General features: G+C 64.5%; 25 protein-coding genes and 1 tRNA gene. 17 read left to right on the top strand and 9 right to left on the bottom strand.

Annotated features, from left to right (window positions below; all coding sequences use genetic code 11):
* Positions 1 to 37: 37 nt before the first annotated feature.
* Positions 38 to 535 (top strand): DUF1993 domain-containing protein, encoded by a 498-nt coding sequence (locus tag ABIB91_RS06580; RefSeq protein ID WP_354160961.1) that lies wholly within the window; start codon positions 38 to 40, stop codon positions 533 to 535.
* A 33-nt stretch (positions 536 to 568) separates the two neighbouring features.
* On the opposite strand, the gene ABIB91_RS06585 is transcribed toward ABIB91_RS06580, so the two are convergent.
* The 6 genes from ABIB91_RS06585 to ABIB91_RS06610 all read right to left on the bottom strand — a co-directional run bounded on the left by ABIB91_RS06585 (position 569) and on the right by ABIB91_RS06610 (position 6,720).
* Positions 569 to 1,066 (bottom strand): hypothetical protein, encoded by a 498-nt coding sequence (locus ABIB91_RS06585; protein ID WP_027566977.1) that lies wholly within the window; start codon positions 1,064 to 1,066, stop codon positions 569 to 571.
* Positions 1,067 to 1,252: 186 nt separating this feature from the next.
* Positions 1,253 to 2,242 (bottom strand): hydroxyacid dehydrogenase, encoded by a 990-nt coding sequence (locus tag ABIB91_RS06590; RefSeq protein WP_354160791.1) that lies wholly within the window; start codon positions 2,240 to 2,242, stop codon positions 1,253 to 1,255.
* A gap of 33 nt (positions 2,243 to 2,275) precedes the next feature.
* Positions 2,276 to 3,376 carry an ABC transporter ATP-binding protein gene (locus tag ABIB91_RS06595; RefSeq protein WP_354160789.1) on the bottom strand — a complete coding sequence of 367 codons (1,101 nt, stop codon included), beginning with the start codon at positions 3,374 to 3,376 and terminating at the stop codon, positions 2,276 to 2,278.
* Positions 3,377 to 3,382: 6 nt separating this feature from the next.
* A complete protein-coding gene (locus ABIB91_RS06600) occupies positions 3,383 to 4,294 on the bottom strand; it encodes a carbohydrate ABC transporter permease (RefSeq protein ID WP_219684342.1) in 912 nt (303 codons plus the stop codon).
* Positions 4,294 to 5,232: a carbohydrate ABC transporter permease gene (locus ABIB91_RS06605; RefSeq protein ID WP_007590928.1), complete on the bottom strand. Its 939-nt coding sequence runs from the start codon at positions 5,230 to 5,232 to the stop codon at positions 4,294 to 4,296. The genes ABIB91_RS06600 and ABIB91_RS06605 overlap by 1 nt, the downstream gene beginning before the upstream one ends.
* A gap of 147 nt (positions 5,233 to 5,379) precedes the next feature.
* On the bottom strand, positions 5,380 to 6,720 hold the full coding sequence (locus ABIB91_RS06610) for an ABC transporter substrate-binding protein (protein WP_007590930.1): 1,341 nt from the start codon (positions 6,718 to 6,720) through the stop codon (positions 5,380 to 5,382).
* 477 nt (positions 6,721 to 7,197) lie between these two features.
* On the opposite strand from ABIB91_RS06610, the gene ABIB91_RS06615 reads away from it, so the two are divergent.
* Positions 7,198 to 7,983 (top strand): Spy/CpxP family protein refolding chaperone, encoded by a 786-nt coding sequence (locus ABIB91_RS06615; protein ID WP_354160786.1) that lies wholly within the window; start codon positions 7,198 to 7,200, stop codon positions 7,981 to 7,983.
* 111 nt (positions 7,984 to 8,094) lie between these two features.
* Positions 8,095 to 8,472: a response regulator gene (locus tag ABIB91_RS06620; protein WP_007590941.1), complete on the top strand. Its 378-nt coding sequence runs from the start codon at positions 8,095 to 8,097 to the stop codon at positions 8,470 to 8,472.
* A 62-nt stretch (positions 8,473 to 8,534) separates the two neighbouring features.
* On the opposite strand, the gene ABIB91_RS06625 is transcribed toward ABIB91_RS06620, so the two are convergent.
* From ABIB91_RS06625 to glk, 3 genes are all read right to left on the bottom strand, one after another.
* Positions 8,535 to 8,690, bottom strand: a complete 156-nt coding sequence (locus ABIB91_RS06625) for a hypothetical protein (RefSeq protein WP_007590942.1) — start codon at positions 8,688 to 8,690, stop codon at positions 8,535 to 8,537.
* A 143-nt stretch (positions 8,691 to 8,833) separates the two neighbouring features.
* Entirely contained in the window at positions 8,834 to 9,037 is a 204-nt protein-coding gene (locus ABIB91_RS06630; protein WP_063996317.1) for a hypothetical protein, read from the bottom strand.
* Positions 9,038 to 9,180: 143 nt separating this feature from the next.
* The gene (gene glk / locus ABIB91_RS06635) at positions 9,181 to 10,152 is read right to left on the bottom strand and encodes a glucokinase (protein ID WP_354160783.1); all 972 of its coding nucleotides are present in this window, start codon (positions 10,150 to 10,152) and stop codon (positions 9,181 to 9,183) included.
* 257 nt (positions 10,153 to 10,409) lie between these two features.
* On the opposite strand from glk, the gene pncA reads away from it, so the two are divergent.
* The 14 genes from pncA (at position 10,410) to ABIB91_RS06705 (ending at position 25,913) form a co-directional block, all read left to right on the top strand.
* Positions 10,410 to 11,048 carry a bifunctional nicotinamidase/pyrazinamidase gene (pncA, locus tag ABIB91_RS06640; RefSeq protein ID WP_219684337.1) on the top strand — a complete coding sequence of 213 codons (639 nt, stop codon included), beginning with the start codon at positions 10,410 to 10,412 and terminating at the stop codon, positions 11,046 to 11,048.
* A gap of 16 nt (positions 11,049 to 11,064) precedes the next feature.
* Positions 11,065 to 12,180, top strand: coding sequence for an alpha/beta fold hydrolase (locus ABIB91_RS06645; RefSeq protein ID WP_354160781.1), 1,116 nt, complete (start codon positions 11,065 to 11,067; stop codon positions 12,178 to 12,180).
* Positions 12,181 to 12,334: 154 nt separating this feature from the next.
* Positions 12,335 to 14,368 carry an NAD(+) synthase gene (locus tag ABIB91_RS06650; RefSeq protein ID WP_354160779.1) on the top strand — a complete coding sequence of 678 codons (2,034 nt, stop codon included), beginning with the start codon at positions 12,335 to 12,337 and terminating at the stop codon, positions 14,366 to 14,368.
* 14 nt (positions 14,369 to 14,382) lie between these two features.
* Entirely contained in the window at positions 14,383 to 14,769 is a 387-nt protein-coding gene (locus ABIB91_RS06655; RefSeq protein ID WP_007590950.1) for a GrlR family regulatory protein, read from the top strand.
* 109 nt (positions 14,770 to 14,878) lie between these two features.
* Positions 14,879 to 16,147 (top strand): DUF1236 domain-containing protein, encoded by a 1,269-nt coding sequence (locus ABIB91_RS06660; RefSeq protein WP_354160777.1) that lies wholly within the window; start codon positions 14,879 to 14,881, stop codon positions 16,145 to 16,147.
* A 456-nt stretch (positions 16,148 to 16,603) separates the two neighbouring features.
* Positions 16,604 to 17,419, top strand: coding sequence for a sugar phosphate isomerase/epimerase family protein (locus ABIB91_RS06665; RefSeq protein WP_007590953.1), 816 nt, complete (start codon positions 16,604 to 16,606; stop codon positions 17,417 to 17,419).
* A gap of 30 nt (positions 17,420 to 17,449) precedes the next feature.
* Positions 17,450 to 19,087, top strand: coding sequence for an ABC transporter substrate-binding protein (locus ABIB91_RS06670; protein WP_007590955.1), 1,638 nt, complete (start codon positions 17,450 to 17,452; stop codon positions 19,085 to 19,087).
* Between the two features lie 3 nt (positions 19,088 to 19,090).
* The gene (locus tag ABIB91_RS06675; protein ID WP_354160774.1) at positions 19,091 to 20,074 is read left to right on the top strand and encodes an ABC transporter ATP-binding protein; all 984 of its coding nucleotides are present in this window, start codon (positions 19,091 to 19,093) and stop codon (positions 20,072 to 20,074) included.
* Positions 20,071 to 21,063: an ABC transporter ATP-binding protein gene (locus ABIB91_RS06680; RefSeq protein ID WP_354160772.1), complete on the top strand. Its 993-nt coding sequence runs from the start codon at positions 20,071 to 20,073 to the stop codon at positions 21,061 to 21,063. The genes ABIB91_RS06675 and ABIB91_RS06680 overlap by 4 nt, the downstream gene beginning before the upstream one ends.
* Complete coding sequence (locus ABIB91_RS06685; protein WP_354160770.1) at positions 21,063 to 21,992, top strand: ABC transporter permease; 930 nt, start codon at positions 21,063 to 21,065, stop codon at positions 21,990 to 21,992. Before ABIB91_RS06680 ends, ABIB91_RS06685 begins: the two co-directional genes overlap by 1 nt.
* 13 nt (positions 21,993 to 22,005) lie before the next feature.
* Positions 22,006 to 22,866, top strand: a complete 861-nt coding sequence (locus ABIB91_RS06690; protein ID WP_354160768.1) for an ABC transporter permease — start codon at positions 22,006 to 22,008, stop codon at positions 22,864 to 22,866.
* Positions 22,867 to 23,147: 281 nt separating this feature from the next.
* Positions 23,148 to 24,998, top strand: coding sequence for a dihydroxy-acid dehydratase (gene ilvD / locus ABIB91_RS06695; RefSeq protein ID WP_354160766.1), 1,851 nt, complete (start codon positions 23,148 to 23,150; stop codon positions 24,996 to 24,998).
* 230 nt (positions 24,999 to 25,228) lie between these two features.
* Positions 25,229 to 25,552: a hypothetical protein gene (locus ABIB91_RS06700; RefSeq protein ID WP_354160959.1), complete on the top strand. Its 324-nt coding sequence runs from the start codon at positions 25,229 to 25,231 to the stop codon at positions 25,550 to 25,552.
* 271 nt (positions 25,553 to 25,823) lie between these two features.
* Positions 25,824 to 25,913: transfer RNA gene (locus ABIB91_RS06705), tRNA-Ser, on the top strand.
* Positions 25,914 to 25,923 lie beyond the last annotated feature (10 nt).

The following is a 25,923-nucleotide window of genomic DNA, read 5'->3' on the forward strand; positions in this document are numbered from 1 at the left end:
AGGCGGAAGTGAAGGGAATTTTGAAGTGACGATCTCGATGCATGACGCCTCGGTCGGCGTCTTCGTGCCGTATCTGCGCAACCTGTCCGCGCTGCTGGACAAGGGCGTTGCCTATGCCGAAGCCCGGAAGTTCAACCCGGCCGTCCTGCTCGGTATGCGCATTGCGCCCGACATGTACGATCTGGCGCAACAGATCGGCGAAGCCTGCCGCCATGCCACGGTCGCCGCGGCCTTGCTGGCCGACTGCGAGCCGGTGATGCTGCCGGTGCTGGAGCACGACATGGCCGGGCTCCAGGCCCGCATTGCGACGTCCATCGAGTTCATCGAAAGCCTGCCGCGCGCGGAGATCGACGCTGCGGCGGACCGGAATGTCTTCTTCAGGCTGAAGAACGGGACCGAGTTGCCCTTCACCGGGCGGACGCTGCTGCTGACCTTCAGCGTGCCGCAGTTCTTCTTTCACGTCACGACGGCCTACGACCTGTTGCGGCACGCAGGCGTCGAGCTCGTGAAGAAGGATTATCTCGGACGGCGATAAGCCGAACCCGTATCCAGTTCGCTCGGAAGCGCGCTAGGCTTCGCCCTTGCGCTCGTAATCGGCGAGCGAGCTGCGGCCGGCGATCTCGCTGCGCAGCTCTTCGAAGCGCCGATGGGCCTCGTCCTCGTGCGCGTCGACGAAATGCACCGCGGCTTCGCCGGTCATCGGGCCGCTGACCACGGGCACGGACTGCTCGCCGATGGTCTCGTGGACGTAGAACTGGCCGTCGTCGCCGCGATGGACCGTCCATTTCAGACGGATCGCCACCATCGGCCCGGGGCCGACCTTGCTGTAGCCGTCGGCATCGGTGTGCTCCGGCACCAGCGGCTGCTCCTCGACAACCGGATGCTCATCGACCACAGGGTGCTCGTCGGCGACCCCATGCTCACCGGCAACCACCATTTCGGTCACGGTGACAGTCTCGGTCTCGCGCACGGTCTCGGTCTCGCGCACGACGAGGACGGGTTCAGGGTGCTCCAGGATGCTGGCAATGGTCGCCAACGCGTGGTCGGTCGGGTCGATCTCTGACAAGGGTCCATCCTCCAGCTCGACGCGGCCGGCAAGTCTGTCCCACTGCCGCCGCGGCCGGACCTATTACGCGGGTTTGATTAAGGCTGAGTGAGGGCTCGATCTGCACCAAAATGGGACTCATTCTGGCGTTCCGAAGGCGGGCGGGTTGATCGTCCGTCCAGAAGAACCGCCCGCCCTGGAGATAGCTCAGCCCAGCACATCCTGATTGATGATGTTCTGCCGGATGGGATCGCCGTCCAGCACACTCAGGATGTTGCGCGCGGTCTGCTCGCTCATCCGGCTCACCGCCTCGACCGTGACGCCGGCGACATGCGGGGCCATGATGACGTTGGGCAGCGCGAACAGCGCGTTGCTGACCGGCGGCGGCTCGACCTCGAACACGTCGATGCCGGCACCGGCGAGCTTGCCCGAGACCAGTGCGTCGTACAGCGCCGTCTCCTTCACGATGCCACCGCGCGCGGTGTTGATCAGATAGGATTTCGGCTTCATCCGGCCGATCCTGTCAGCATCGAACAGGCCGACGGTCTCCGGCGTCTTCGGGCAGTGGATGGTGACGAAATCGGCGTGCGGCAGCGCGGCGTCGAGATCGGCGACGGGCTCGCAACCGGCCGCCTTGATTTCGGCGGCGGCCTTGTAGGGATCGTAGACCTGCACATTCATGTCCATCGCCAGGCAGCGCTTGGCGGTGCGGGTGCCGATGCGGCCGAAGCCGATGATGAGGACGGTCTTGCCGTAGAGATCGAACGGCAGCATGCCGAGGCGGTCGGCCCATTTGCCGTCCTTGACGCAGGAATGCATCTCCTGCGCGCGTTTTGCCAGTGTCAGCATCATGAACAGCGCCTGCTCGGCGACCGAGGGCGAGTTCGCGCTGCCCGCGACCATCAGCGGCACCTTGCGGCGGGAGAGGGCGGGGACGTCGACGGCGTCGTAACCGACGCCGATCCGGGTCACCACCTTCATGTCCTTCGAGGCTTCGAGCTCGGTCTCGCCGAAAGCGGTGGCGCCGAGCGCCACGCCATGAACCGGCGCGTGGCTCTTCAGCAAGGCCTCGAAATCCCTGGCGGAGATCAGGTTCGGAAACTCGATGAGCTCGATGTCATCGCGCTGGGTGAGGAGGGCGCGGGCCCCTTGCGACAAAGTTTGCGTGACAAAGATTTTCTTCTTGTTAGTCGACATCGTCCCTACCTGCGCGAGTTTCTTGGCCGGCCGTCACAAGACGACGCCGGTCGCCTCGTTTAGCAGGTGCATATTGTTGAGGTCCATCGCCAAACGCATGGGTGCCCCGTCCTTGGCGCCCGCATTGGGATCGACACGGCCGCAGACGGGCGTGCCTTCCAGTCCGAAATAGACCAGCGTCTCCATTCCCATCGGCTCGGTGACATCAAGCACGGTGTCGAAGGTCTCGACACCCGACTCCAGATGCGCATGCGATTCCGTGAGATGTTCGGGACGGATGCCGAGCAACAGGTTTTCAGCTCGGGGCAGCGCGCTGTAACGGGCGGCGCGGGCCGGCGGCAACGGGAATGAGATGCGGTCCGTCAGGCGGATGTTGAGCTTGCCGCCGACGTCCTCGAGCCGGCACGGAATGAAGTTCATCGCCGGCGAGCCGATGAAGCCCGCGACGAAGCGCGTGGCCGGCTTGTGGTAGAGCTCGTTCGGGGTGCCGATCTGCTCGATCCGCCCCTTGTTCATCACCACCACGCGATCCGCCAGCGTCATCGCCTCGACCTGGTCGTGGGTGACGTAGACCGTCGTGGTTCGGACCTTCTGGTGCACCTTCTTGATCTCGATCCGCATCTGCACGCGCAGCTTGGCGTCGAGATTGGACAGCGGCTCGTCGAACAGGAAGACTTTTGGGTTGCGCACGATGGCCCGCCCCATCGCAACGCGCTGGCGCTGGCCACCGGAGAGCTGCTTCGGCTTGCGGTCGATCAGGTCGGTGATGTCGAGGAGGCGGGCGGCTTCCGTCACCCGCGCCTTGATCTCGGCCTTGGGATAGTGCTTGAGCCGCAGCCCGAACGACATGTTCTCCGCGACCGTCATATGCGGATAGAGCGCATAGTTCTGAAACACCATTGCGATGTCGCGGTCCTTCGGCGGCACGTCGTTGACGACGTCCCCGCCGATCATGATGTCGCCGTCGGTGATGTCCTCGAGCCCTGCGATCATCCGCAACGTCGTCGACTTGCCGCAGCCGGAGGGGCCGACGAGCACGATGAACTCATGATCGGAGATGTCGAGATCGATGCCGCGCACCGCCTCGACGTCGTCGTAACGCTTGACCACCTTCCGCAGCGCAACCTCAGCCATAAGACATCAACCCTTTGTCGCGCCGGCGGTCAGGCCGGCAATGTAATAGTCCATCAGGAAGGCGTAGATGACCAGCGGCGGGGCAGCGCCAAGCAGCGCGCCGGTCATGATCTGACCCCAGTTGAAGACGTCGCCCTTGATCAGCGTGGTGGTGATGCCGACCGGCAGCACGAGCTGGTCGATGGATGTCGTGAACACCAGCGGATAGAGGAACTGCGCCCAGGACACGGTGAAGGCGAAGATGGTCGCTGCGATCAGGCCGGGCAGGGCAACGGGGATGAAAATCCGCGTCAGGGTCTGCAGCCAGGAGGCGCCGTCGATCAGAGCCGCCTCGTCCAGCTCCTTCGGGATGGAGGCGAAATAACCGATCATGATCCAGGTGCAGAACGGCACGGTCAGCGTCGGATAGATGAACACCAGCACGTACCACCGGTTGAGCAGGGGGATGCCGGTGAACTCCTGGACGGTCGCGAGCACCTTGAACAGCGGAATGAACAGAAGGCTGTCCGGAATGAGATAGGTCAGGAACACGCCGGTCGCGAGCGTCGCCGAGCCCCAGAACTTCATCCGCGCCAATGCAAACGCCGCCGGAATGCTGATCAACATCGTCACGATCACGACCACGATCGAGATCATCGACGAATTCCAGAAGAATCGCAGGAACTGGTTCGAGGTCAGTAGCTCGACATAATTCGAGAGGGTCGGATGAAATACCCACCACGGATTGGTGGCGGCCGAGATCTCCGCGCTGCTCTTGAGCGAGGTGATCAGCATGTAGATCGGCGGGATCAGGAAGAAGATCGCAAACAGCACCAGGAAAAAGTAGGACCAGCGCAGCGCCCAGGTGCGGTCGCGGCTCATGCTTCGAAGCTTGACCTTGCGTGTCGGTCCGGCCTTGTCGATTGCGAGCGTGCTCATCAGGCTTCGTTCCCACGTTTGTTGACATCGCGCAGGATGAAGACCGCTGCGACGGCGAGGATCGGCACCATGAACAGCGAGACGCAAGCGCCGAGCGGAATGTCGCTGCTCTGGATGCCGACCTGGAACGCCCAGGTGGCGAACAGGTGCGTCCGGTCGAGCGGACCGCCGGAGGTGAGGATGCGCACGATGTCGAAATTGGCGAAAGTGACGATCAGCGAGAACAGCGTGGTGATGGCGATGATGTTGCGCATCATCGGCAAGGTGATGTGCCAGATCTTCTGCCACCAATTGGCGCCGTCGATCGCCGCGGCTTCGTAGAGCTGGTCGGGTACGGATTTCAACGCGGCCAGGTACATGATCAGGAAGAACGGCGCGCCGTACCAGACGTTGACGAGGATGACGGAGAAACGCGCCCAGAAGGTATCACCGAGCCACGGGATGGGACCGATGCCGAAGAACGAGAGCGTATAGTTGAAGGCGCTATAGGAGGGATCGAACAGCCACAGCCATGCCAGCGTGCTCATCGCCGGCGGGATCACCCAGGGCACCAGCAGCATGCCGCGCCATTTACGTTGCTTCTTGCCGGGAATGTTGTGGACGAAATGCGCGACGATGAAGCCGATCAGCGCCTTGAAGACCACGGCGGTAATCGCAAAAATGCAGGACTGTCTCACCACCATCCAGAACGTTTCGCGCTTGAACAGGAAGGTGAAGTTGCTGAGGCCGACGAATTTTGTCATCGCCTTGTTCAGCGTCGCCAGGTAGACCGAGTAGAAGGCGGGATAAAGCACGAGCAGGGCGATCAGGAGGATCAGCGGCAGCGTCAGGAAGAACGCGACGGTCGATTTCCGTCCCATTGCGTTGCGCAGGCTCGCCCGTTTGCGCGGGCTCGCAGCTCGAGCGGGACGGCCTTGCTCAACGACGACATCGGCCATGAATTTAGCCTCTTTGCAGGACACCTAGCAGGACATCTGGAACGGCGAAGCCGGCGCAGCCGTCGGCTTCATTCGGCAAGCGGATCGAGCGAGGGGTGCCTCGGCGGCCCACGCGCGAAGCGTGAACCGCCATGGCACATACCCGGCTCAGGTCCGCATGAAGCCTTCGCACTCGCCTTCGGCCCAGGCGAGCGCGGTTTCCAACTTCTCTCCTTGTGCAAAGCGCAGCGCCATCTTGGTCAGCGTCGCCTGGAAGTAGATCTGCTGGGCGATCTTCGGCGGCGCCGGAGACGCGGCGATCGACATCGTCTGCTGCTTGTAGGGATCCGGATAGTGGAAGAGCGTGCCCTTCGGCGGCCCTTCCTCGGCCCAGGTCTTGAACTTCGTCATGTTCGCGTAGGCCGGGAGATCATACCCGCCGCTCGCCGCGACGAACTTCTCGATCGCCGCTGGCGAGGACAGGTGAACGAGCAAGCTCTTGGCCGCTTCCTTGTTCTTGCCAAAGGCCCAGACGCCCCAGAAGTATGGCAGGAAGGGCGCAAAACGGCCCTTCGGACCGGACGGGAAGCCGTGCGTCCAGCACTGTTCGGCGACTTGCGGTGCGTCGCGCTTGGCGACCGCCCAGGCGCTCGGCGGATTCAGGATCATCGCGCCGCGGCCCGAGATCAGCCATTTGTTGTTGGAGGCATCGTCCCAGGACGGCGCGTCGGTGGGCAGGACGGCGATCAGCTTTTTGTAGAATTCGAGCGCCTGCCGCACCGCGTCGGTCTTGACGGTGATATCGCCCTTGGCGTTGACGAGCTCGGCGCCGAAGGACTGGAAGATCGCGCCGGCAGTGTCGACGCTGTCGGTGGTCTCGCCGAGACCGATGCCGAAGGGGAAGCCGGCCTTGTGGCAGGCCTCGGCCGCCTTCAGGAACGTCTCCATGGTCCAGTTGTCCGCCTTCGGCGGAGCGCCGACCGGATACATCTCCTGCACGTCGATGCCGGCGTGTTTCTTCATCAGATCTATGCGGGAGCAGGGGCCTTTGATCTGGCTTCCCGGCGTCGCGGGCACTGCGAGCCATTTGCCGCCCGACCGCCCGAGATATTTGACGGTGTCGTTCACCTCACCGTTCTGCTTGATGAGCGGCTCCATGACGTCGTTGAGCGGCTCGAGATTCTCGGAATAAGCGTGCGGCCACCAGCTCGGCATCTGGAGAATATCGTGACCGGACTTGGCCTGGGCTTCGGCCGCTGCGGTCAGCTCGATCTTCTTGTTGTTGCTGGTGATGTAGTCGATCGAAACCTCGACCTTCTCCTTCTCGCCCCATTCCTTGACGAGAGCGGTCGAGGCATCGTTGGCGCCGGGCACCCAGTGGTCCCAGAAGCCGATCGAAAGTTTGCCGGCAGCGTAAGCGCCTCGGACATAGGGCGCCGCGATCAGCGCCGTGGAGGACATTGCAGTGGCAGCCACAAATTGACGTCGCGTCAGTGTCTTGCGTGACATCTCGTTTCCTCGCTTGGGTGTTTTATTGTTCTGGCGTTTCCTCTGAACTCTTCCGAGTTCTGCTTTCTTTTTGAAAGTTTCTTGTTCGACGTTTCTTATTGATGCCGTCGGCTTCGAAGGCAAATTGGTAGCGCGATCAGATCATGATTGATTGCGTCTGTCGAGAAAACCGAACGACTTGCGCCTAGAACTAACGTTGTGTCCGGGAAGGTGGCAGTGCCCTCGATGTCCTGCGCAGGCCATGAACCACGATCGGTCATTTTGCGACGCACACTTTGCGCCGACCTGCCCGGCCGATGCATGCGCAATTACACCGCAGTTTCGAATAAGCCTGCATAAGCGCCTCGGGCCAAACACTTTTCGGGCGTGGATAGCAATTGTCGGTGGCTAGACCTCGAAGCGGTGAAAACGATAGAGTTGCAACTGGCGAGTGGTTCTCACCCCCAACAGCCTAATCAGATCGAGATGGAGACCAGAATGATCAACCCGGCGCCGTCCGCGCGGCTTAACCTGCGACGATGGTTCGCGCTGGGATCCGTTTTCGTGTTGCTGCTAGGCGCAGCCGCGGTGGCAAACGCTCAAGGTCTGGTCAAAGGGGTTCAGGAAGGAGCGGCGGCCGGGAACAAGGCGGCAGGTCCGGTCGGCGGCGTGCTTGGCGGCGCGATCGGCGGTGTGGTCGGCGTTTTCACCGGCGTGCTCGGCGTTGGCAATAATGGCAATCAGGCGCCTGCAGCCAAGGATGCGAGCAAGGACGCAAGCAAGGATGCGGCCAAGGACGCCAAGCAGGGCGCCGGCAAGGACAAGGATGCCAAGAGCGCCAAGGCGGGCAAGGGCGCCAAGGCGAGCAAGGAGGCGAAGAACGCGCCGCAGGATGTCACGGTCCTGACCCAGACCGGCGCGCCGCAATTGACCGCCGACCAGATCGTCACCAACAGCGACTCCTATATCGAGCGGATCAAGACCGAACTGAACCTCACGCCCGAGCAGGAGAAGCACTGGTACGGATTCTCGAGCGCCATGCACTACCTCGGGCATAACGGTGCCGAGCGGCTCAACCTGCGGGTTGCGCGCGCCAAGCGGGATCCTCCCGACGACATCGTCGAGCAGATGCGCAACGAGGCCCAATTCCTCATCGACCGCGCTGCCGACCAGCGCAATGTCGCCGACGCCGCCGAACCCCTCTATTCGAGCCTCGATGACAAGCAGAAGCAGGTCTTCGTACAGGAGATGGTGCGGCTCAGCCACGAACGAGGACTGGATTGATCAAGTTGAATCGGATCGGGCGTGTCCGAATTAACGGCCCCCGCCACGAATTCGTGAATCCTCTTCGCGATTCGGTTATGATTAGCTTTGGAAGCTGATTGCGGGGTTGATATGGCGGACGGACTCTCCGTTTTCCTGGTCGAAGACGAGACGTTGATCCGGATGATGATGGCGGACATGGTGGAGGAACTCGGCCACCACGTCGCCGCGGAAGCGGACAATGTGCGGGACGCCAGTGCTTTCGCCATGACCGCGCAGTACGATCTTGCGATCCTCGACATCAATCTCAAGGGCGTCTACGTCGATCCGGTCGCCGACCTGATCGAGCGTCGCGGCAAGCCGTTTTTGTTCGCCACGGGCTACGGTCCGGAGCTGCTGCCGTCCTTGCTCCGACGGCGGCCGATCCTGCGCAAGCCGATTTCGATCGATCAGCTCAGGGCGATGATCGATTCGATGTTTCCGGAAGCGGCAGCTAAGACGCCGCACTGAGACCAAAACAAAAATGGCCGCCCGTCAGGGGCGGCCATTTCGCAACGGAATTCGTTGCGGTCTCACATCAGGCCGGCGCCGAGATCGATGCCGCGCGCCATCAGGCCGAACGAGGCGACTAGGCCCGTGCAGCAAAACAGCAAGATGGTCTTGAATGAAGAATCGGCCAAACGGGTTTCGATGGTGGCCGGCATCGCGGCGATCGAAATCATGCTCATGTTCATTCCCCCCTTTGTTGCCCCTGAATTGGATCAGGTAAGGGAACTCCTAGAGCAAAAAGTTTGACGCGAGCTTTCGAGGGATCGTTAACGAAATCGCAATCGATCCTGCATTTTCGGGCACTGGAGCGCAATCACTCGTTTCACTGGCGCCCGTTCTTTAGCACGGTAGCGATGGTGTGGGCCGTCATGGCGGCGCGGTCCGAAGCGCGCTGGGCGGCGAGGCGGTCACGCGCCTTTTCCTCGATCAAGAGCTCGATCAGGGCCAGCCGCTTGCCCTCGTCGTCCGCCTCGAGCAGCAGGCGGTGATAGCGGTGATAGTCGAAACCCAGATCCTGCTTACGCATGTCACGCCCCAGCAACTACGCCACACACAAGCCAGGATTGTTTCTTATCCGGGACGTGCGCGCAAGCACGATCCCGCGTCGCGCGCGCGTGCTCGTTAATCAGCTGTGAATTACTGGAACCCGCGGACGGAGGCGCGCGCCGCTTAAGGCTGGTTGTGCTCCGCGAACATCTTCAGTCCGACGAAACTCGCATCGGGTTTGGTGACCAGCCTGGTCGGGATGTTGCGCAGATAATCCTGGAAGCGTCCCTTGGCTTCGAAGCGCGCCCGGAATGCGGAGGCTGCAAGGAAGTCGGGAAAGCGCGGCACGATTCCGCCGGCGATATAGACGCCGCCGCGTGCGCCGAAAGTCACCGCGAGATTGCCCGCGACCGAGCCGAGAATGGCGCAAAACATCTCCAGCGTTTTGCGGCTGAGCTCGCAACTGCCTTCCAGGGCGGCCTTCGTGATGGCGGCAGCATCGCGATGCGGCACCTGAGCGCCGTCAATCTCGGCCAGCGCCTCGTAGAGGCTTTGCAGGCCGGAACCGGACAACGCGCCACGCTCGATGGAGACATGGCCGAGGCGTCGGCGCATGCAGGCGATGACGCGTTCCTCGCGCTCGTCCTCCGCCGGCAGGGTCGCGTGGCCGGCCTCGGTGACGACCGCCAGTCGTGCGCCATGGCGCTCGACCAGGCAGGAAACGCCAAAGCCGGTTCCGGGGCCAACCACCAGCAACGGCTCTCCGGGAAGGCCATCTTGTCCGCCGAGCGGGATCAGGTCGGCGGGCTGCAGGGCGGGCAGGGACCAGGCCACCACCTCGAAATCGTTGAGAACATGGACGCTGTCGAAGCCGAGGGCCGGCTGAAGCTCGTTGCCGTCGATGACCCAGGGGCTGTTGGTCATCACGCAGCGGTTGTTGGTCACCGGCCCCGCCACGGCCAGCACGGCCCTTGGGGGCGGCAGGCCGTGGCAGCGACGCGCGAGAACATCGGCAATGGCCTCCCGGACGGTCGGGAAGTCTGCCACTTTGACGTAGTCGATCGGTCCGGTCTGGTCGCCCTGACTGAGCGCGAAGCGCGCATTGGTGCCGCCGATATCGGCGAGAAGAATCTGTCCTGTCTTGCCGATGGTCATGTGCGTATGGCTGCCGCAGCCTTTCCGGCTGCGGGAACCGCTTCCTCCGCTCTATCCGATCGCAAGACGCGAACGGCTGTCAGAATCCGTCCCCGGGTGGATCTAGTCAACACGCATCAGTCCAAACCGTTGCATCCCGGGACCGAAGGGGGCGCATTCGCGCAGATCGCCTCACCCCCTCGGTGGTTGCGAAGCAGCGCGGGAAGATCGACACTGGCGGCGCGGCCTTCGGCGCCGGTCGCGCGGGATGGCCTGGAATGGACCTTGCGATGAAGATTTCCGACCGCGACGTGCTCCTGGTCATCGACGTGCAGAACGATTTTTGCACGGGCGGGGCGCTCGCCGTGCCCGGCGGCGAGAAGGTTGTCCCCGCCATCAATCGGATCGCCCAAAAATTCGCCAATGTGGTGCTGACCCAGGACTGGCATCCCCGCGATCATGTCTCCTTTGCCCCGAACCATACGGGCAAACAGCCGTTCGAGACCATTGCGCTTGACTACGGCGTCCAGGTGCTCTGGCCGAGCCATTGCGTGCAGGGCACGGCCGGCGCTGAATTTCATCGCGATCTCGACGCCACTCGCGCAAATCTCGTGGTGCGGAAGGGGTTTCGGCGCGGCATCGATTCCTATTCGGCGCTGTTCGAGAACGACAGGAAAACGCCGACCGGCCTGCTCGGATATTTGCGCGAACGCGAGTTGAACACCGTCTTCGTCGCCGGCCTCGCGTTCGACTTCTGCGTCCGCTTCTCGGCGGAGGATGCCCGCAAGGCGGGGTTCGAGGTCGCAGTCATCGAGGACGCCTGCCGCGGCATCGATCTCGACGGCTCGGTGGCCGCGACCCATCAGAGTTTTCGGGAGCGCGGTATTTCGCTCGTCAGCTTCGAGGCCTTCCTGTGAGGACCGTGAGATAGCCATGGCGGAGAAGACCGGCAAACAGCAGCGCGCACCGGGCCCGGTCCCGGATGACCCGCTGCTGTGGCCGTTCGCAGCAGCTCGGCTTGCCATGGACGCCTGCTTCGGATGGCTCGACCGCGGTCCGCCGGAGCAGGCCGACAGCAGTCTGCCGTGGACCACGCCCAACTCCGTCGCGCTGGAGCTTGCGACCATGCGCCTGCGCGATTGCACGCGAACGGGCTCCGGCCTCCCGGCACTGGTCTGCGCGCCCTATGCGCTGCACCGGGCCCTGATCGCCGACTTCGCGCCCGGCCACAGCGTGGTGCAGTCCCTGCAAAATGGCGGCATCGACCGGGTCTATCTCACCGACTGGCGCTCGGCCGCACCCGACATGCGCTATCTCTCGATCGACAGCTATCTCGGCGATCTCAACGTCGCCGTCGACGAGATCGGCGCCCCGGTCGATCTCGTCGGCCTGTGCCAGGGTGGCTGGCTGTCGCTGCTCTATGCGGCGCGCTTTCCCGCCAAGGTGCGGCGGCTGGTGCTGGCAGGCGCGCCCGTCGACCTCTCGATCGAGTCCAGGCTGTCGCAGCTCGCCCGCAACGCGCCGGAGATGGTCTATGACCAGCTCGTCGCCCGCGGCGGCGGCAATGTCAGCGGCGAGGAGATGCTGCGGGTCTGGTCGAAGGCGCCGAGCCGCGACGACATCGCGACGGCGCTGCAGAGCGACCTCTCCGGCGAGGAGGGTGCGGCGCTGCTGGCACGCTTCGAGCGCTGGAATGCCGAGCCTCTCAATCTGCCCGGCACCTATTATCTCGAGATCGTCAACTGGATCTTCCGGGAGAACCGGATCGCGCGCGGCCAATTCACGGCACTCGGCCGCGTGATTGATCTGAAGGACGTCAAGGCGCCGGCCTTCCTGCTGGCCGGGCTCGATGACGACGTCGTGCCGGCTGCGCAGGCGCTTGCCACCGCCGGTCTGCTCGGCACACCGCCGGCCTTCGTTGCGGCGGTCTCCGAGCCCAGCAACCATCTCGGCTTGTTCATGGGCGCGCGGACCCACGCCCATGCCTGGCCCCGGATCGCGGAGTGGCTGCGCGACGATCTGCCCGGCATGCTGGTGCGCAGAGCCTGAGACTGCCCCCAAGGGAAGGGCCGGGCGCCGGGCAGCGAAGCTGCAAATCCGTTATGCATGCCGTTGAATGGCCTGCACGGGGCGATGTCGATGGGTTAAATGGAGTCCAGAGCTGGCGGAGGCCGGTCGCGACGAGACAAAGGGACTGTGCTCGATGAGTTTCCACTCGATCTATGCCCACGGATTTGCGCGCGTGGCGGCCTGCGTCACCACCTCTCATGTGGCCGATCCCACGGCCAACGCGGCTGCGGTTCTGGCGGCGGCGAAGGACTGCCACGAACAGTCGGTGGCGGTTGCCGTGTTTCCCGAGCTGTGCCTGTCCGGCTATGCGATCGAAGATCTTGTGAAGCAGGATCCGCTGCTTGATGCGGTCGAGCGCGGGCTCGTGTCCATCGTCGAGGCCTCCTCGGCCCTGATGACCATCCTGATCGTCGGCGCGCCGCTGCGCTTTGGCAATCGCATCTACAATTGCGCGGTCGTCATCCATCGCGGCAAGGTCCTGGGCGTCGTGCCCAAGAGCTACCTGCCGACCTATCGCGAATTCTACGAGGGACGGCATTTCGCCTCCGGCGCCGGTATGGTCGGAGAGATGGTCGCCTTTGGCGGGCTGCATGCTCCGTTCGGTGTCGACCTCCTGTTCGCGGCCGAGGACGTTCCGGGCCTGACCATCGGCGTCGAGATCTGCGAGGACATGTGGATCCCGGTGACGCCGGCCTCCGAGCTCGCACTCGCGGGCGCGAGCGTGCTGATCAATCTCTCGGGCAGCCCGATCACGATCGGTCGCGCCCGCTCGCGCGCGCTCTTGTGCCAATCGACTTCGGCGCGCTGCCTCGCGGCCTACGTCTATTCCGCCGCCGGGGCCGGGGAATCGACCACGGATCTGGCCTGGGATGGCCAGACCTCGATCTACGAGAACGGCGTGCTGCTGGCCGAGGGGGAGCGGTTCCGCCAGGGCGGCCAGATCACGTTGGCCGACGTCGATCTCGACCTGCTCAGGCAGGAGCGCGCGCTGATGGGAACCTTCGACGACAACCGCCGGCAGCGCGAGGGTTTCTTCCGGAAAGTGACTTTTGCCCTGAAGCCGCCGGCCGCCGATATCGGCTTCCTGCGCAAAGTCGAGCGCTTTCCGTTCGTGCCGAGCGACGAGAGCCTGCTCGAGCAGGACTGCTATGAGGCCTACAACATTCAGGTCGCGGGCCTGGTCCAGCGTATGCGCGCGACAGGCACCAAGCGCGTCGTCATCGGCGTCTCGGGCGGGCTCGATTCCACCCACGCTTTGATCGTCGCCGCCAAGGCGGTCGATTTGCTTGGCCTGCCGCGCGAAAACATTCTCGCCTACACCATGCCGGGCTTTGCCACCGGCAGCGAGAGCAAGACCAATGCGCTGGCGCTGATGAAGGCGTTGCAGACGAGTTGGCAGGAGCTCGACATTCGCACCACGGCGACGCAAATGCTGAAGGACATCGGCCATCCCTTCGGCAAGGGCGAGAAGGTCTACGACGTCACCTTCGAGAATGTGCAGGCGGGCCTGCGCACGGACTATCTGTTCCGGCTCGCCAATCATCACGGCGGCATCGTGATTGGCACCGGCGATCTCTCCGAGCTCGCGCTGGGCTGGTGCACCTACGGCGTCGGCGACCAGATGGCGCACTATAACGTCAATGCCGGAGTGCCGAAGACGCTGATCCAGCATCTGATCCGCTGGGTGATTGCTTCCAAGCAGTTCAACGACGACGTCAACCAAACGCTTGGATCGATCCTGTCGGCGGAAATCTCGCCGGAGCTGGTTCCGGCCGAGCCGGGCGAGAAGCCGCAGAGCACGGAAGCTTCCGTCGGTCCCTACGAGCTCCAGGATTTCAACCTGTTCTACACGCTGCGGTTCGGCATGCGGCCATCCAAGATCGCGTTCATGGCGCTGCAGGCCTGGAAAGACGTTGCTCAGGGCGAATGGCCGCCGGCATTCCCGACCGATAAGCGCAAGGCCTATGACCTTCCCGAGATACGCCGCTGGCTGGAGGTGTTTCTGCGCCGCTTCTTCGCTTTCAGCCAGTTCAAGCGCTCGGCGATGCCGAACGGCCCCAAGGTTTCGGCCGGCGGCTCATTGTCGCCGCGCGGTGACTGGCGCGCGCCGTCGGATTCGAGCGCGGCGGCGTGGCTTGAAGATCTCGAACGGAATGTGCCGGTTTGAACGGGAGATGAGCGATGTCGGCCGGCGATGAGCCCGAGCAGGGCGCCAACCCACAGAAGGTCCTCAACGGCCTCTACATCTTTGAGATTGAGATGCGCGACGGCAAGCGCGGCCAGGCCAAAGGCGTCGTCGTGCTCTGCGATGGCCGCATCATGGGCGGTGACAGCTATTTCTATTACACCGGCAGCTACACCTTCCGGAACGGGAAATGGCGCGGCGACATGACCGTCAATCAGCACACCGAGGCCGTCGGCAAGCCACTCGCGTTCGGCGGCAGGGAAGTGACCTGCGGCTTTTCGGGCGACTACTCCGCCGACGGCGCCGAGGTCGAAGGCATGGCGCTGGTTGGCAAGACCAGCGTGACATTCACGGCGCGGCTCACGCTGAAGGACCCGATGTGAGACCCGCCTGAGATGTGAGACCGCGTGATCAGCCCTCGTTCCTGATCAGGAACCTTCGCACCCACAGAACGTTCGCGTCTGTTGTTGCGAATTTCCGAGGAGAGGGACCATGCGCAAGCACTTGATGTTATCGACCGCAGCTATCGGACTGATGCTTGCTTCCGGCTTCGCCTACGCCCAGGCGCCCGGTGAGCGAAGGGACGAGCCGAAACGGACCGAGGAGCCGGCGAAAGGCGCCGCACCGCAACGCGGCGGCGCCCAGGAGCATGTTCAAGAGCGGGCGCAGGGCGCCCAAGAACGATTGCAGAGCGCGGGCCGCGAGGAGAAGGGCGGCGCGGCCAAGCAGGACGCGAGTGACGATAAGCGCCCGCCGGCCAGTTCTGCCGAGCGCAACCAGCCGAAATCGAAGGATCAGGCGCAAGAATCCCGCGAGCCCTCCCGCGATCGCAACCGTGAGGCGGAGAGCCCGAAGCCGGGACGCGACAGCAAGAGCAGTGCTGAGACGAAGCAGGACAAATCCGCGCCGCAGAAATCAACGGCGGAGTCCGAGAGGTCCAAGTCAGGCACGTCTAGCCAGCAGAACGAGCGCACGGGTGCCGCAGCCAACCAGAACGAGCGCAACCAGACCCAGCCGCCGCGCAACGCGGCCGAGCAGCAGCCGCCGGCGCAGCAGAACAACCGGCCGGCCACCGCGACCGACACGAACCGGACGGCCCCGACCAACAATGCGCAGAGCGCACCTGCCAGTTCGGGCACGCAGACCAACCAAGCCAACCAGACCACGCAGACCAACACGCAAGCCAATCAGCAGGCGCAGGTGACCTCCGAGAAGCAGGTGCGGATTTCTGAAACGGTGAGCCGTGCACGCCTGGCGGAGCCGGAGCGCAATCTGAACATTTCGATCCGGGTCGGCGAGACCATTCCCTCGCGCGTGCGCCTTCACAGGCTTCCGCCCGAGATCGTCTCGATCGAGCCCGAATATCGCGACTACGAATATTTTGCGACCGGCGATGACGTCGTCATTGTGGAGCCGCGGACGCATCGCATCGTGAGCCAGGTGCCCCGCGATCCGTCGCGAGCACGTGCGCAAATGAGCGGCGGCACCTCATCGGGCATGGCTGCGGCAGGAGGGAGCGCGGCCGGGGGCAGCAATGTGAACTGCCAGATCATGCGGCGTGACGCCTCGGGCAATGTGGCCCAGGCAGAGCCCTCGACCGTAGGCTCGACCGCGCGAACCGATTCCCTGAGCGTGACTGTCCAGATGCCCGGCGGCGGCTCGTCCGCGCCGATCGCCCTCGGCGCTCCCGCGGGCAACATCGTGGTCGCGACGCAAGGGCAGGGCGACTGCACGGTGACGATCGAGCCCCAGACGCGCTAGCGCCCGTGTCGGCATAACGACGCCAAAACGACTTCGCGCCGCACGGCTGATCAAGCCGGCGGCGCGAAATCACGTTCAATCTAGAAAGTCCCGAGGTCCGGAGTGCCTAGGAGTCCGGACCTCGTAACCTTGCCCCAGCCTTTGATCCCCCCGCCCCATGTGGTCCCCCAACCCCATGTTGCGCGATCAGAGGGTGATGCCCTTGGAAGGCCGCCGATCGATGTCCCGCGATGTACGCGACATCAGAATAGGATTCCATTCCGGATCACTACGGATTTCATCGCGCTTGATCCGAGCGCAGATGCATGCGTCTGCACTCGCCGCTGCCTGAATTCGATGCACGCGATCGCGGGGATGTCCACATCTCCTCAGCGCTGCGGAACCTGCATTTCACCGGCCTGTCATTGAACTGGTCTAGCGCTGCTCCCGTCATTGTTGACGGCCGAGGAGCAAGCCATGTCGAAGCCGGTACTGGGCGCCGCATTGTCCATCAAATCGATCCCTGCGCATCGCGACTGGCTTCTCGAACGGCAGCGCGATCTCGAAATTCAGGATTTTTTTCGCGCGGACTTGCTCGACGGCGACTGGCGAAGTGCTGCTAGCGAAATCAAGCAGATGCTCTCAGGTCACACCGGCCGGCTCGGCATCCACGGACCGTTCTGGGGCTTCGCGATCGGTAGCCACGACCCGATGATCCGCCAAGTCGTGACGAAACGCCTGCTTCAGGGCCTCGAAGCCGCCGAGTTTCTCGGCGCGACGCAGATGGTGATCCATTCGCCATTCACGACCTGGGACCACAACAACCTCGACCTCTATCCAGATAATCGCGGCAATCTCGTCGAACGCGTCAAGGCGACACTCGCCGAGGTGATCGTGCGCGCCGAAACCATCGGCTGCGAGATCGTCATCGAGAACATCGAGGACAAGGATCCGCGCGATCGCGTGCGTCTCGCCAAGGCGCTCGAAAGCAGCAAGGTGCGCGTCTCCCTCGACACCGGCCACGCCAACTACGCGCACATCTCCACCGGCGCGCCGCCGGTCGACTACTATGTCGAGACCGCCGGCGACATGCTGGCGCATGTGCATCTCCAGGATACCGACGGCTTTGCTGACCGGCATTGGGCGCCGGGCGAGGGCAACATCCCGTGGATCGCCGTGTTCCGCGCGCTGGGCCGGCTGACCTCAAACCCCCGACTGATCCTCGAACTTCGCAACCACGACGACGTCCGCGCTGGCGCAGCCCATCTGGCCGCGCTCGGTCTCGCCGAATAGCCGACAAAAAAACCGGCAGGGGTTATCATCATGAGCAAGCTCACGCGCCGTACCATCCTGAAGTCCGGCAGCATTGCCGCAGGCACGCTGCTGCTGCCGCGCTTTGCGATCGGGCAGGCCGACAACCGTCCCTCGGTCACCATCGCGGTGCAGAAGGTGACGAATTCGAACGTGCTCGACGTGCTGCGCGAGCAGTCCAATGTCGGCGAGCGGGTGTTCTTCTCCTCGATCTGGGAAGGACTGATCTCCAAGAACTGGCGCGGCAGCCTTGAGGCCGTGCCGGGGCTTGCCACCGAGTGGCGCCGTATCGACGACCAGACTGTCGAGGTGAAGCTGCGCCAGGGCGTCAAATTCCACAATGGCGACGAGCTGACGGCGGAGGACGTCGTCTTCACGTTCAGCCGCGAGCGCATGTTCGGTGAGACCGAGGCCAAGAGCCGCAGCACCATCCAGGCCTTTGAGAAAATTCCGACGCCGCGGCCGGGCAAGGAACTGCCGCCGGACGTTCCGGCGGTTGCACGCCGGATCTGGCCGGATCTCGTCCGTGTCGATGCCGTCGATAAATACACCGTGCGCTTCTACAACGCGACGCCCGACGTCACGATCGAGGGTCGGCTGTCGCGCTACGGCTCAGATATCGCGAACCGCCGCGCCTGGGCTGAATCCGCGAGCTATCTCGACTGGGCGCGCAAGCCTGTTACCACCGGGCCCTACAAGGTTGTCGAACTCAAGCCCGACGTGTCGCTGACGCTGGAAGCCCACGACGAATATTGGGGCGGCCGTCCACCGCTCAAGCGCATTCGCTTCCTCGAGGTCCCGGAGGTCGCGAGCCGCATCAACGGGCTGCTGTCGGGCGAGTACCAGTTCGCCTGCGACATCCCGCCGGACCAGATCGCGGGCATCGAGAAGAACGCGACCTTCGAAGTGCAGGGCGGCACCATCCTCAATCATCGTCTGACCGTATTCGACAAGAACCACGCCCAGCTCGCCAATCCGCTTGTAAGGCGCGCCTTCACCCATGCGATCGACCGCCAGGCGATCGTCGACAGCCTGTGGGCCGGTCGCACCCGCGTCCCGAAGGGCCTGCAGTGGGAGTTCTACGGCGACATGTTCAATGCCGATTGGAACGTGCCGGCCTACGATCCCAAGCTGGCGCAGGAGCTGCTGAAGCAGGCCAACTACAAGGGCGACCCTATTCCGTATCGCCTGCTCAACAATTACTACACCAACCAGGTCGCGACCGCGCAAGTGCTGGTCGAGATGTGGAAGTCGGTCGGTCTCAACGTCCAGATCGAAACCAAGGAGAACTGGTCGCAGATCATGGAACGTGCGCCGACGCGCGCGGTCCGCGACTGGTCGAACTCGGCCGCCTTCAACGATCCCGTATCGTCGCTGGTTGCCCAGCACGGCCCCAACGGCCAGCAGCAGCAGATCGGCGAGTGGACAAATGCCGAGCTGAACACGCTCTCGGAGTTCCTGGAAACCTCGATCGATCGTGCCGCCCGCAAGAAGGCGTTCCGCCGCATGCTGGAGATCGCCGAGCGCGAAGACCCGGCCTATACGGTGCTGCACCAGAACGCGACCTTCACGGCCAAGCCGAAGTCGATCAAGTGGAAGGCGTCGCCCGCCTTCGCGATGGATTTCCGCGCCGGCAATTTCGAGGCCTGATCGGTGGCGCCGCTGATCAGCATCAAGGACCTCAGCGTCGCCTTCCACGGCGTGCCAGTCCTGCGCGGTGTCGATCTCGCCTTGCACAAGGGCGAGGCGCTTGGCCTCGTCGGCGAGTCCGGATCGGGCAAGTCGGTGACGTGGCTTGCGGCCCTCGGCCTGTTGCCGCGGAATGCCCGCGTCTCGGGCTCCGTTCGTCTCGACAGTCGCGAGATCCTCGGTGCGCCCCCCGCCGAGCTCGACCGTATCAGGGGCGGGCGCGTCGCCATGATCTTCCAGGATCCCGCGAGCGCACTCAATCCCGTGCTGACCATCCGCAAGCAGCTCTGCGAGTCCTTGGCGCTGCATCGCGATATCTCGGGTGGCGCGGTGAAAGCGGAAGCGCGGCGGCTGCTCGATCTGGTCGGCATTCCCGACGCGACGCGCAGGCTCGAAGCCTATCCGCACGAATTTTCCGGCGGCCAGGTCCAGCGCATCATGATCGCGATGGCGCTCGCCGGAAATCCAGACCTGCTGATCGCGGATGAGCCGACTACGGCGCTCGACGCCACGATTCAGGCGCAGATTTTAGAACTGCTCTCGACTATCCGCCGCGAGATGGGCATGGCGATGGTCCTGATCAGCCACGATCTCGGCGTGGTCGCGGAAAACTGCGACCGCGTGGCCGTGATGTATGCGGGCCGCATTGTCGAGGAGGCGCCGGCGAACCAGCTCTTCGCCGATCCCGTCCATCCCTATGCGCAGGGCCTGATCGGTGCGCTGCCGCCGCTCGACGGACCGAGGCGCCGCCTGACCGCCATTCCCGGAACGGTGCCCGATCCCGCGAGCATGCCTGATGGCTGTGCCTTCGCGCCGCGTTGTGCGCTGGCAGAAGCGCCGTGCGGCATTGTGGCTCCAAGCCTCGCGCCGATCGCGGAGGATCGCGCCGTGGCCTGCATCCGCGCCGAGGCTTCGCGTCGCGCACTGCTCGGGATCGCCGCCGAATGAGCCGTCCGCTCGTCGAAGTGTCCTCGATTTCGCGCAGTTATAGCATGCGCTCCGGGATGTTCGGCCGAAGTGCCGCCATTCATGCAGTCGATGGCGTGTCGCTGACGATTCCCAGGGGCGAGACGCTGGGCCTCGTCGGCGAGTCCGGCTCGGGAAAGTCGACCACCGGCCGCATCGTGCTCGGCCTCGAGCCGCCGGATCACGGCGAGGTGCGGTTCGACGACAAGCCGATGGCAACGCCCGGAACGACCGCATGGCGTGCGCAACGCGCGCACATGCAGATGATCTTCCAGGATCCGCTGGGGGCGCTGGACCGGCGGTTGCCGGTCGCCGCCCAAATCCGTGAGCCTCTGGACATTCACGGTCTCGGGACGCCCCTCGAGCGCGAGGAGCGGGTCCGCGAATTGCTGCGCGCGGTCGAACTGACACCCGCACATGGTGCGCGCTATCCGGGTGCGCTCTCCGGCGGACAGCGCCAGCGCATCGTGCTGGCGCGGGCGCTGGCGACAAAGCCGGATTTCCTGGTCTGTGACGAGCCGGTCAGCGCGCTCGACGTCTCGATCCAGGCGCAGGTGGTGAATCTGCTCGCCGATCTCCAGGCGCAGCTTGCGCTGACCTTGCTCTTCATCAGCCACGATTTGCGGGTCGTCCGGCAGATCAGCAATGTGGTGGCCGTGATGTATCTCGGCCGCATCGTCGAGATCGGCAGCGCCGATGATCTATTCGCGCGGCCGGAGCACCCGTACACGCAAGCACTGGTCTCGGCATCGCCCGCGCCGGGCCGCCGCAGCGCAGGCCGCATTGTGCTGGCAGGCGATCCGCCGAACCCGGCGGCCCGTCCTCAAGGCTGCGCCTTCCATCCGCGCTGCCCGCGCACGATCACGCGTTGTGCAAGCGAGGTACCAGCGCTGTCCAACGTCGGCGGCAACAGGCAGGTCGCCTGTCATCTCGTGACCGGGCCGCAAGTCGAGACGCGGGACGCGGCCTGATGGGACGCTATTTCGCCATTCGGATCGGACGCGCAGCGTTGACGATCGTGCTCGTCGTCACCTTCGCCTTCGTGGTGCTGCGTCTCTCGGGCGATCCCGCTTTGATGATTTTGGGACCGGAAGCGCCGCCGGAAGTCCTCGCCGCCTTCCGCAAGGCGTGGGGGCTCGATGATCCCATCTGGTTTCAGTATCTCGACTATTTTGGCGCGATCGCCAAAGGCGAGCTCGGCCGTTCCATGCGTGACGGCCGGCCTGCGATCGAGCTTGTGCTGGAGCGGATTCCGGCAACCCTGGCGCTGACGCTGCCGGCCTTCGCATTCAAGGTCGCGCTCGGCATTCCCGCCGGAATCTACGCGCCGCTGCACCGTGGCTCGGGAATCGACCGCGCGGTGATGATGACGGCGGTCGCCGGCTTCACCGTGCCGAGCTTCGTGCTGGCGCTGCTGCTCGTGCTGGTTTTTGCCGTGCAGCTCGGCTGGCTGCCCTCGGGCGGGCAGGACAGCTGGCGTCACGCCGTCCTGCCGATCGTGACACTCAGCCTTGGCGGCGCCGCGGTGCTGACGCGATTCACCCGCAGCGCCATGCTGGAGGTGCTGGGCCAGCCCTATATCCGCACCGCCTCGGCGAAGGGCGTGCCGTGGCGAAAAGTCGTGACGTCGCATGCGCTGCCGAACGCGGCGATCCCGACCGTCACCATACTGGGCTTCATGGTGGGCACGCTGATCGCGGGCGCGGTCGTGGTCGAGAGCGTGTTTTCGTGGCCGGGAGTAGGGCGCCTGCTCGTCGTCGCCGTCGCCAACCGCGACCTCGCCGTCGTGCAGTGCATCCTGTTGCTGGTGGCGATGACCATGGTCACCTCGAACCTGATCGTCGACTTCCTCTACGGCTTCCTCGACCCGCGGCTGCGCGCCAAGGGGGCGCACGCATGAAGGGAGCGCATGCATGACCGACGCCACGCTGAAGGACACGTCGGCCCGCCGCCGCATCAGCCTCCCGGCGATCCCGGTCTCGGTCGCCATCGCGATCGGCTGGATCGTAGCGATGCTGGTGATCGCGGCCTACGCCGAGAAGATCGCCCCCTACGGCTATACCCAGCTCGACCTGCGCAATCGTCTCGCTAGCCCCGGCAATGTCGCGCACTGGCTCGGTACCGACGAGCTCGGCCGCGACGTGCTGTCGCGGCTGCTCGTCTCGATCCGCATCTCGCTCCTGATCGCGTTTGGCGCCACGGCGATCTCGGCCATCGTCGGCACCACGCTTGGTTTCCTCGCCGCGCATTTCCGCGGGCCCGTCGAGCAGCTGGTGCTGATGTTGTCCGACTTCCAGGCCAGCATGCCCTTCCTGATCATGGCGCTCGCGGTGCTGGCCTTCTTCGGCAATTCGCTGCCGCTCCTGATCGGCTTGATGGGATTTTTCGGCTGGGAGCGCTACGCCCGGATCGCGCGCGGCCTTGCCATTTCCGCCAATGCCCAAGGCTATGCGGCGGCGGTCCGGCAGCTCGGCGCGACGCCGGCGCGGATTTACCTCCGGCATATCCTGCCCAACATCGCCTCGACCCTGATCGTGTCGACCACGCTGGTCTTTCCCGAGGTGATCCTGATGGAGTCGGGCCTGTCGTTTCTCGGCCTCGGCGTGCAGCCGCCGATGACCAGCCTCGGCAACATGGTCGGCTACGGCCGCGAGTACCTGACCCGGGCACCCTGGATCATGCTGGCGCCGGCCACCACCATCGTGGTGACCACGCTGGCGGTCTCGGTGATCGGCGATTGGCTGCGAGACCGGCTCGATCCCGAGCTGCAATAGGACTTCAGCTCTCGTGTCCCGGACGCGCGAGGCGCGAGCCGGGACCCAGGAAGCCATAGCACGCGCTGCCAGATGGGCCCCGGCTCTGCAGCGCACCGTCGAAGAGACGCTGCGCTGCGTCCGGGGCAGGTGAGAGAGCCCGCGCCGGGAGCAGGGGAGCCCTGTCCGGCCCAAGTTCCCGTTGCGCGCGTTCCCCCCGTGCGCTATCCGGCCGGAAAGGCCTGAGGCGGCTTCGAAAATTTGCCCCGCCCGGCCAGCCAAACCCGAGGACGGAAACCGCCGTGCCAGCCTATCGCTCCCGCACCACCACCCACGGCCGCAACATGGCGGGCGCCCGCGGCCTCTGGCGCGCGACCGGCATGAAGGACGGCGATTTCGGCAAGCCGATCATCGCGGTGGTCAATTCCTTCACCCAGTTCGTGCCCGGCCACGTCCATCTCAAGGACCTCGGCCAGCTCGTCGCCCGCGAGATCGAGCAGGCCGGCGGCGTGGCGAAAGAGTTCAACACCATCGCGGTCGACGACGGCATCGCGATGGGCCATGACGGCATGCTCTACAGCCTGCCGTCGCGCGAACTGATCGCCGACAGCGTCGAGTACATGGTCAACGCCCATTGCGCCGACGGCATGGTCTGCATCTCCAATTGCGACAAGATCACGCCCGGCATGCTGATGGCGGCGCTGCGGCTCAACATCCCCGCGGTGTTCGTCTCGGGCGGACCGATGGAGGCCGGCAAGGTGACGCTGCAGGGCAAGACCAAGGCGGTCGACCTGATCGATGCCATGGTCGCAGCCGCCGACTCCAAGGTCAGCGACGAGGACGTCAAGGTGATCGAGCGCTCGGCATGCCCGACCTGCGGCTCGTGCTCGGGCATGTTCACCGCCAATTCGATGAACTGCCTCACGGAAGCCCTCGGCCTTGCGCTCCCCGGCAACGGCACGGTGGTCGCGACCCATGCCGATCGCAAGCGCCTGTTCGTCGAGGCCGGCCACACCATCGTCGACATCGTGCGCCGCCACTACGAGCAGGACGACGCCTCGGTGCTGCCGCGCAATGTCGCGAACTTCAAGGCGTTCGAGAACGCGATGACGCTCGACATCGCGATGGGCGGCTCGACCAACACGGTGCTGCATCTGCTCGCCGCGGCCCATGAAGGCGAGGTCGCGTTCACCATGCAGGACATCGACCGTCTCTCGCGGCGCGTGCCCGTGCTGTGCAAGGTCGCACCGTCGGTCGCCGACGTGCATGTCGAGGACGTGCATCGTGCCGGCGGCATCATGGGCATCCTGGGCGAGCTCGACCGCGCCGGTCTGATCGACACCTCGGTCTCGACCGTGCACGCGCCGACCATGAGCGATGCGCTGGAGCGCTGGGACATCAAGCGCTCGAAGAGCGAGTCCGTCCGCACCTTCTTCCGGGCTTCGCCAGGCGGCATCCCGACCCAAATCGCCTTCAGCCAGGAGCGTCGCTACGACGAGCTCGATACCGACCGCGAGAAGGGCGTCGTCCGCAACCTCGAGCACGCCTTCAGCAAGGACGGCGGTCTTGCGGTGCTCTACGGCAACCTCGCGCAGGACGGCTGCATCGTGAAGACCGCCGGCGTCGACGCCTCGATCCTGAAATTCTCCGGCCCCGCCCGCGTGTTCGAGAGCCAGGATGCGGCGGTGGAAGGCATTCTGGGCGGCAAGGTCGTTGCCGGCGAAGTCGTGGTCATCATCTATGAAGGCCCGCGCGGCGGCCCCGGCATGCAGGAGATGCTGTATCCGACCAGCTATCTGAAATCGATGGGGCTCGGCAAAGCCTGCGCGCTCGTCACCGACGGACGCTTCTCGGGCGGCTCGTCGGGCCTGTCGATCGGCCATCTGTCGCCGGAAGCGGCCGAAGGCGGCAACATCGGTCTGGTCAGGACCGGCGATCGCATCGCCATCGACATCCCGAACCGCAGCATCACGCTGGAGGTCTCCGACGAGGAGCTCGCCAGCCGCCGCGCCGCGGAAGAGGCGAAGGGCGATGCCGCCTGGCAGGCGATCGGCCGCAAGCGCAACGTCTCGACCGCGCTTCAGGCCTACGCCGCGCTCACCACCAGCGCCGCGCGCGGCGCGGTGCGCGAGGTGAAGCGTCGTCCGAAGTAGGAGCGTCTCGTGCGAGCGTGACCGCAAGCAGCACGCATGGTCAACAAGTTCTGAACGGCCGGCGAAAGCCGGCCGTTTGCATTAAGGATGCCCCGACGAACTTCGGCAACGCAAGGTTTTGCCGCGTATACTGATGCGACCTTCGCAAATCCATTTCGGGCAATTGGGGCACCACACTAATGTCTCGCACTCTCGCTGTCGTTTTCTCGACCGTCGTCGCTGCGATTTCCATGACCGGCGCGGCTTCCGCCGGCTGTTACAATTGCTACACACCCCCGCCGTGCACGACCTGTTACCAGCAGCAATACGTGCAGCCGCAATACCGCACCGTCGACGAGACCGTGATGGTGTCGCCCGGCGCCGTCGTGGCGCACCGCGCGCCGGCGCAGTACCGCACCGTGATGGTGCCGCAGACTGTGATGGTGGCGCCGCCGAGCGTCCAGTACGAGCGCATCCCGCCCCAATACGCCACGCGCCAGCGCGTCGAGATGGTCCAGCCGGGTTATTCTTATTACGCGCCAGTGCAGATGGGCTGCGCGTCCTGCGGGTACTGAGCCAACGCGGAGACGAAGAATTCAACGGCGCTCCTCAGAGGGCGCCGTTTTTCTTTGCAGCCGGCAAACCAGGTCCGGAAAGGGAGGCGACTCCAAACCGGACCTCAACCAGAGACGTCTTGGGAGATGCCGCCAGTGTCCGGGATTGCTGAGAAGCGCATACTAAGGGAACAGACTGACGCCGCCTGACAGGTTGGGTGTTTGGGGCAGGGCACCAACTTCGCGTTGCCACGCCCCGCCGACTACGTTAAGCGACAGCAATTCCGGGTTTGGAAGGGTGGCCGAGTGGTTTAAGGCACCGGTCTTGAAAACCGGCGTGCCCGCAAGGGTACCGTGGGTTCGAATCCCACCCCTTCCGCCAGTCAAGCCAA

The organism is Bradyrhizobium sp. JR4.3 (genome assembly GCF_040547695.1).
Taxonomy (GTDB): Bacteria; Pseudomonadota; Alphaproteobacteria; order Rhizobiales; family Xanthobacteraceae; genus Bradyrhizobium; species Bradyrhizobium canariense.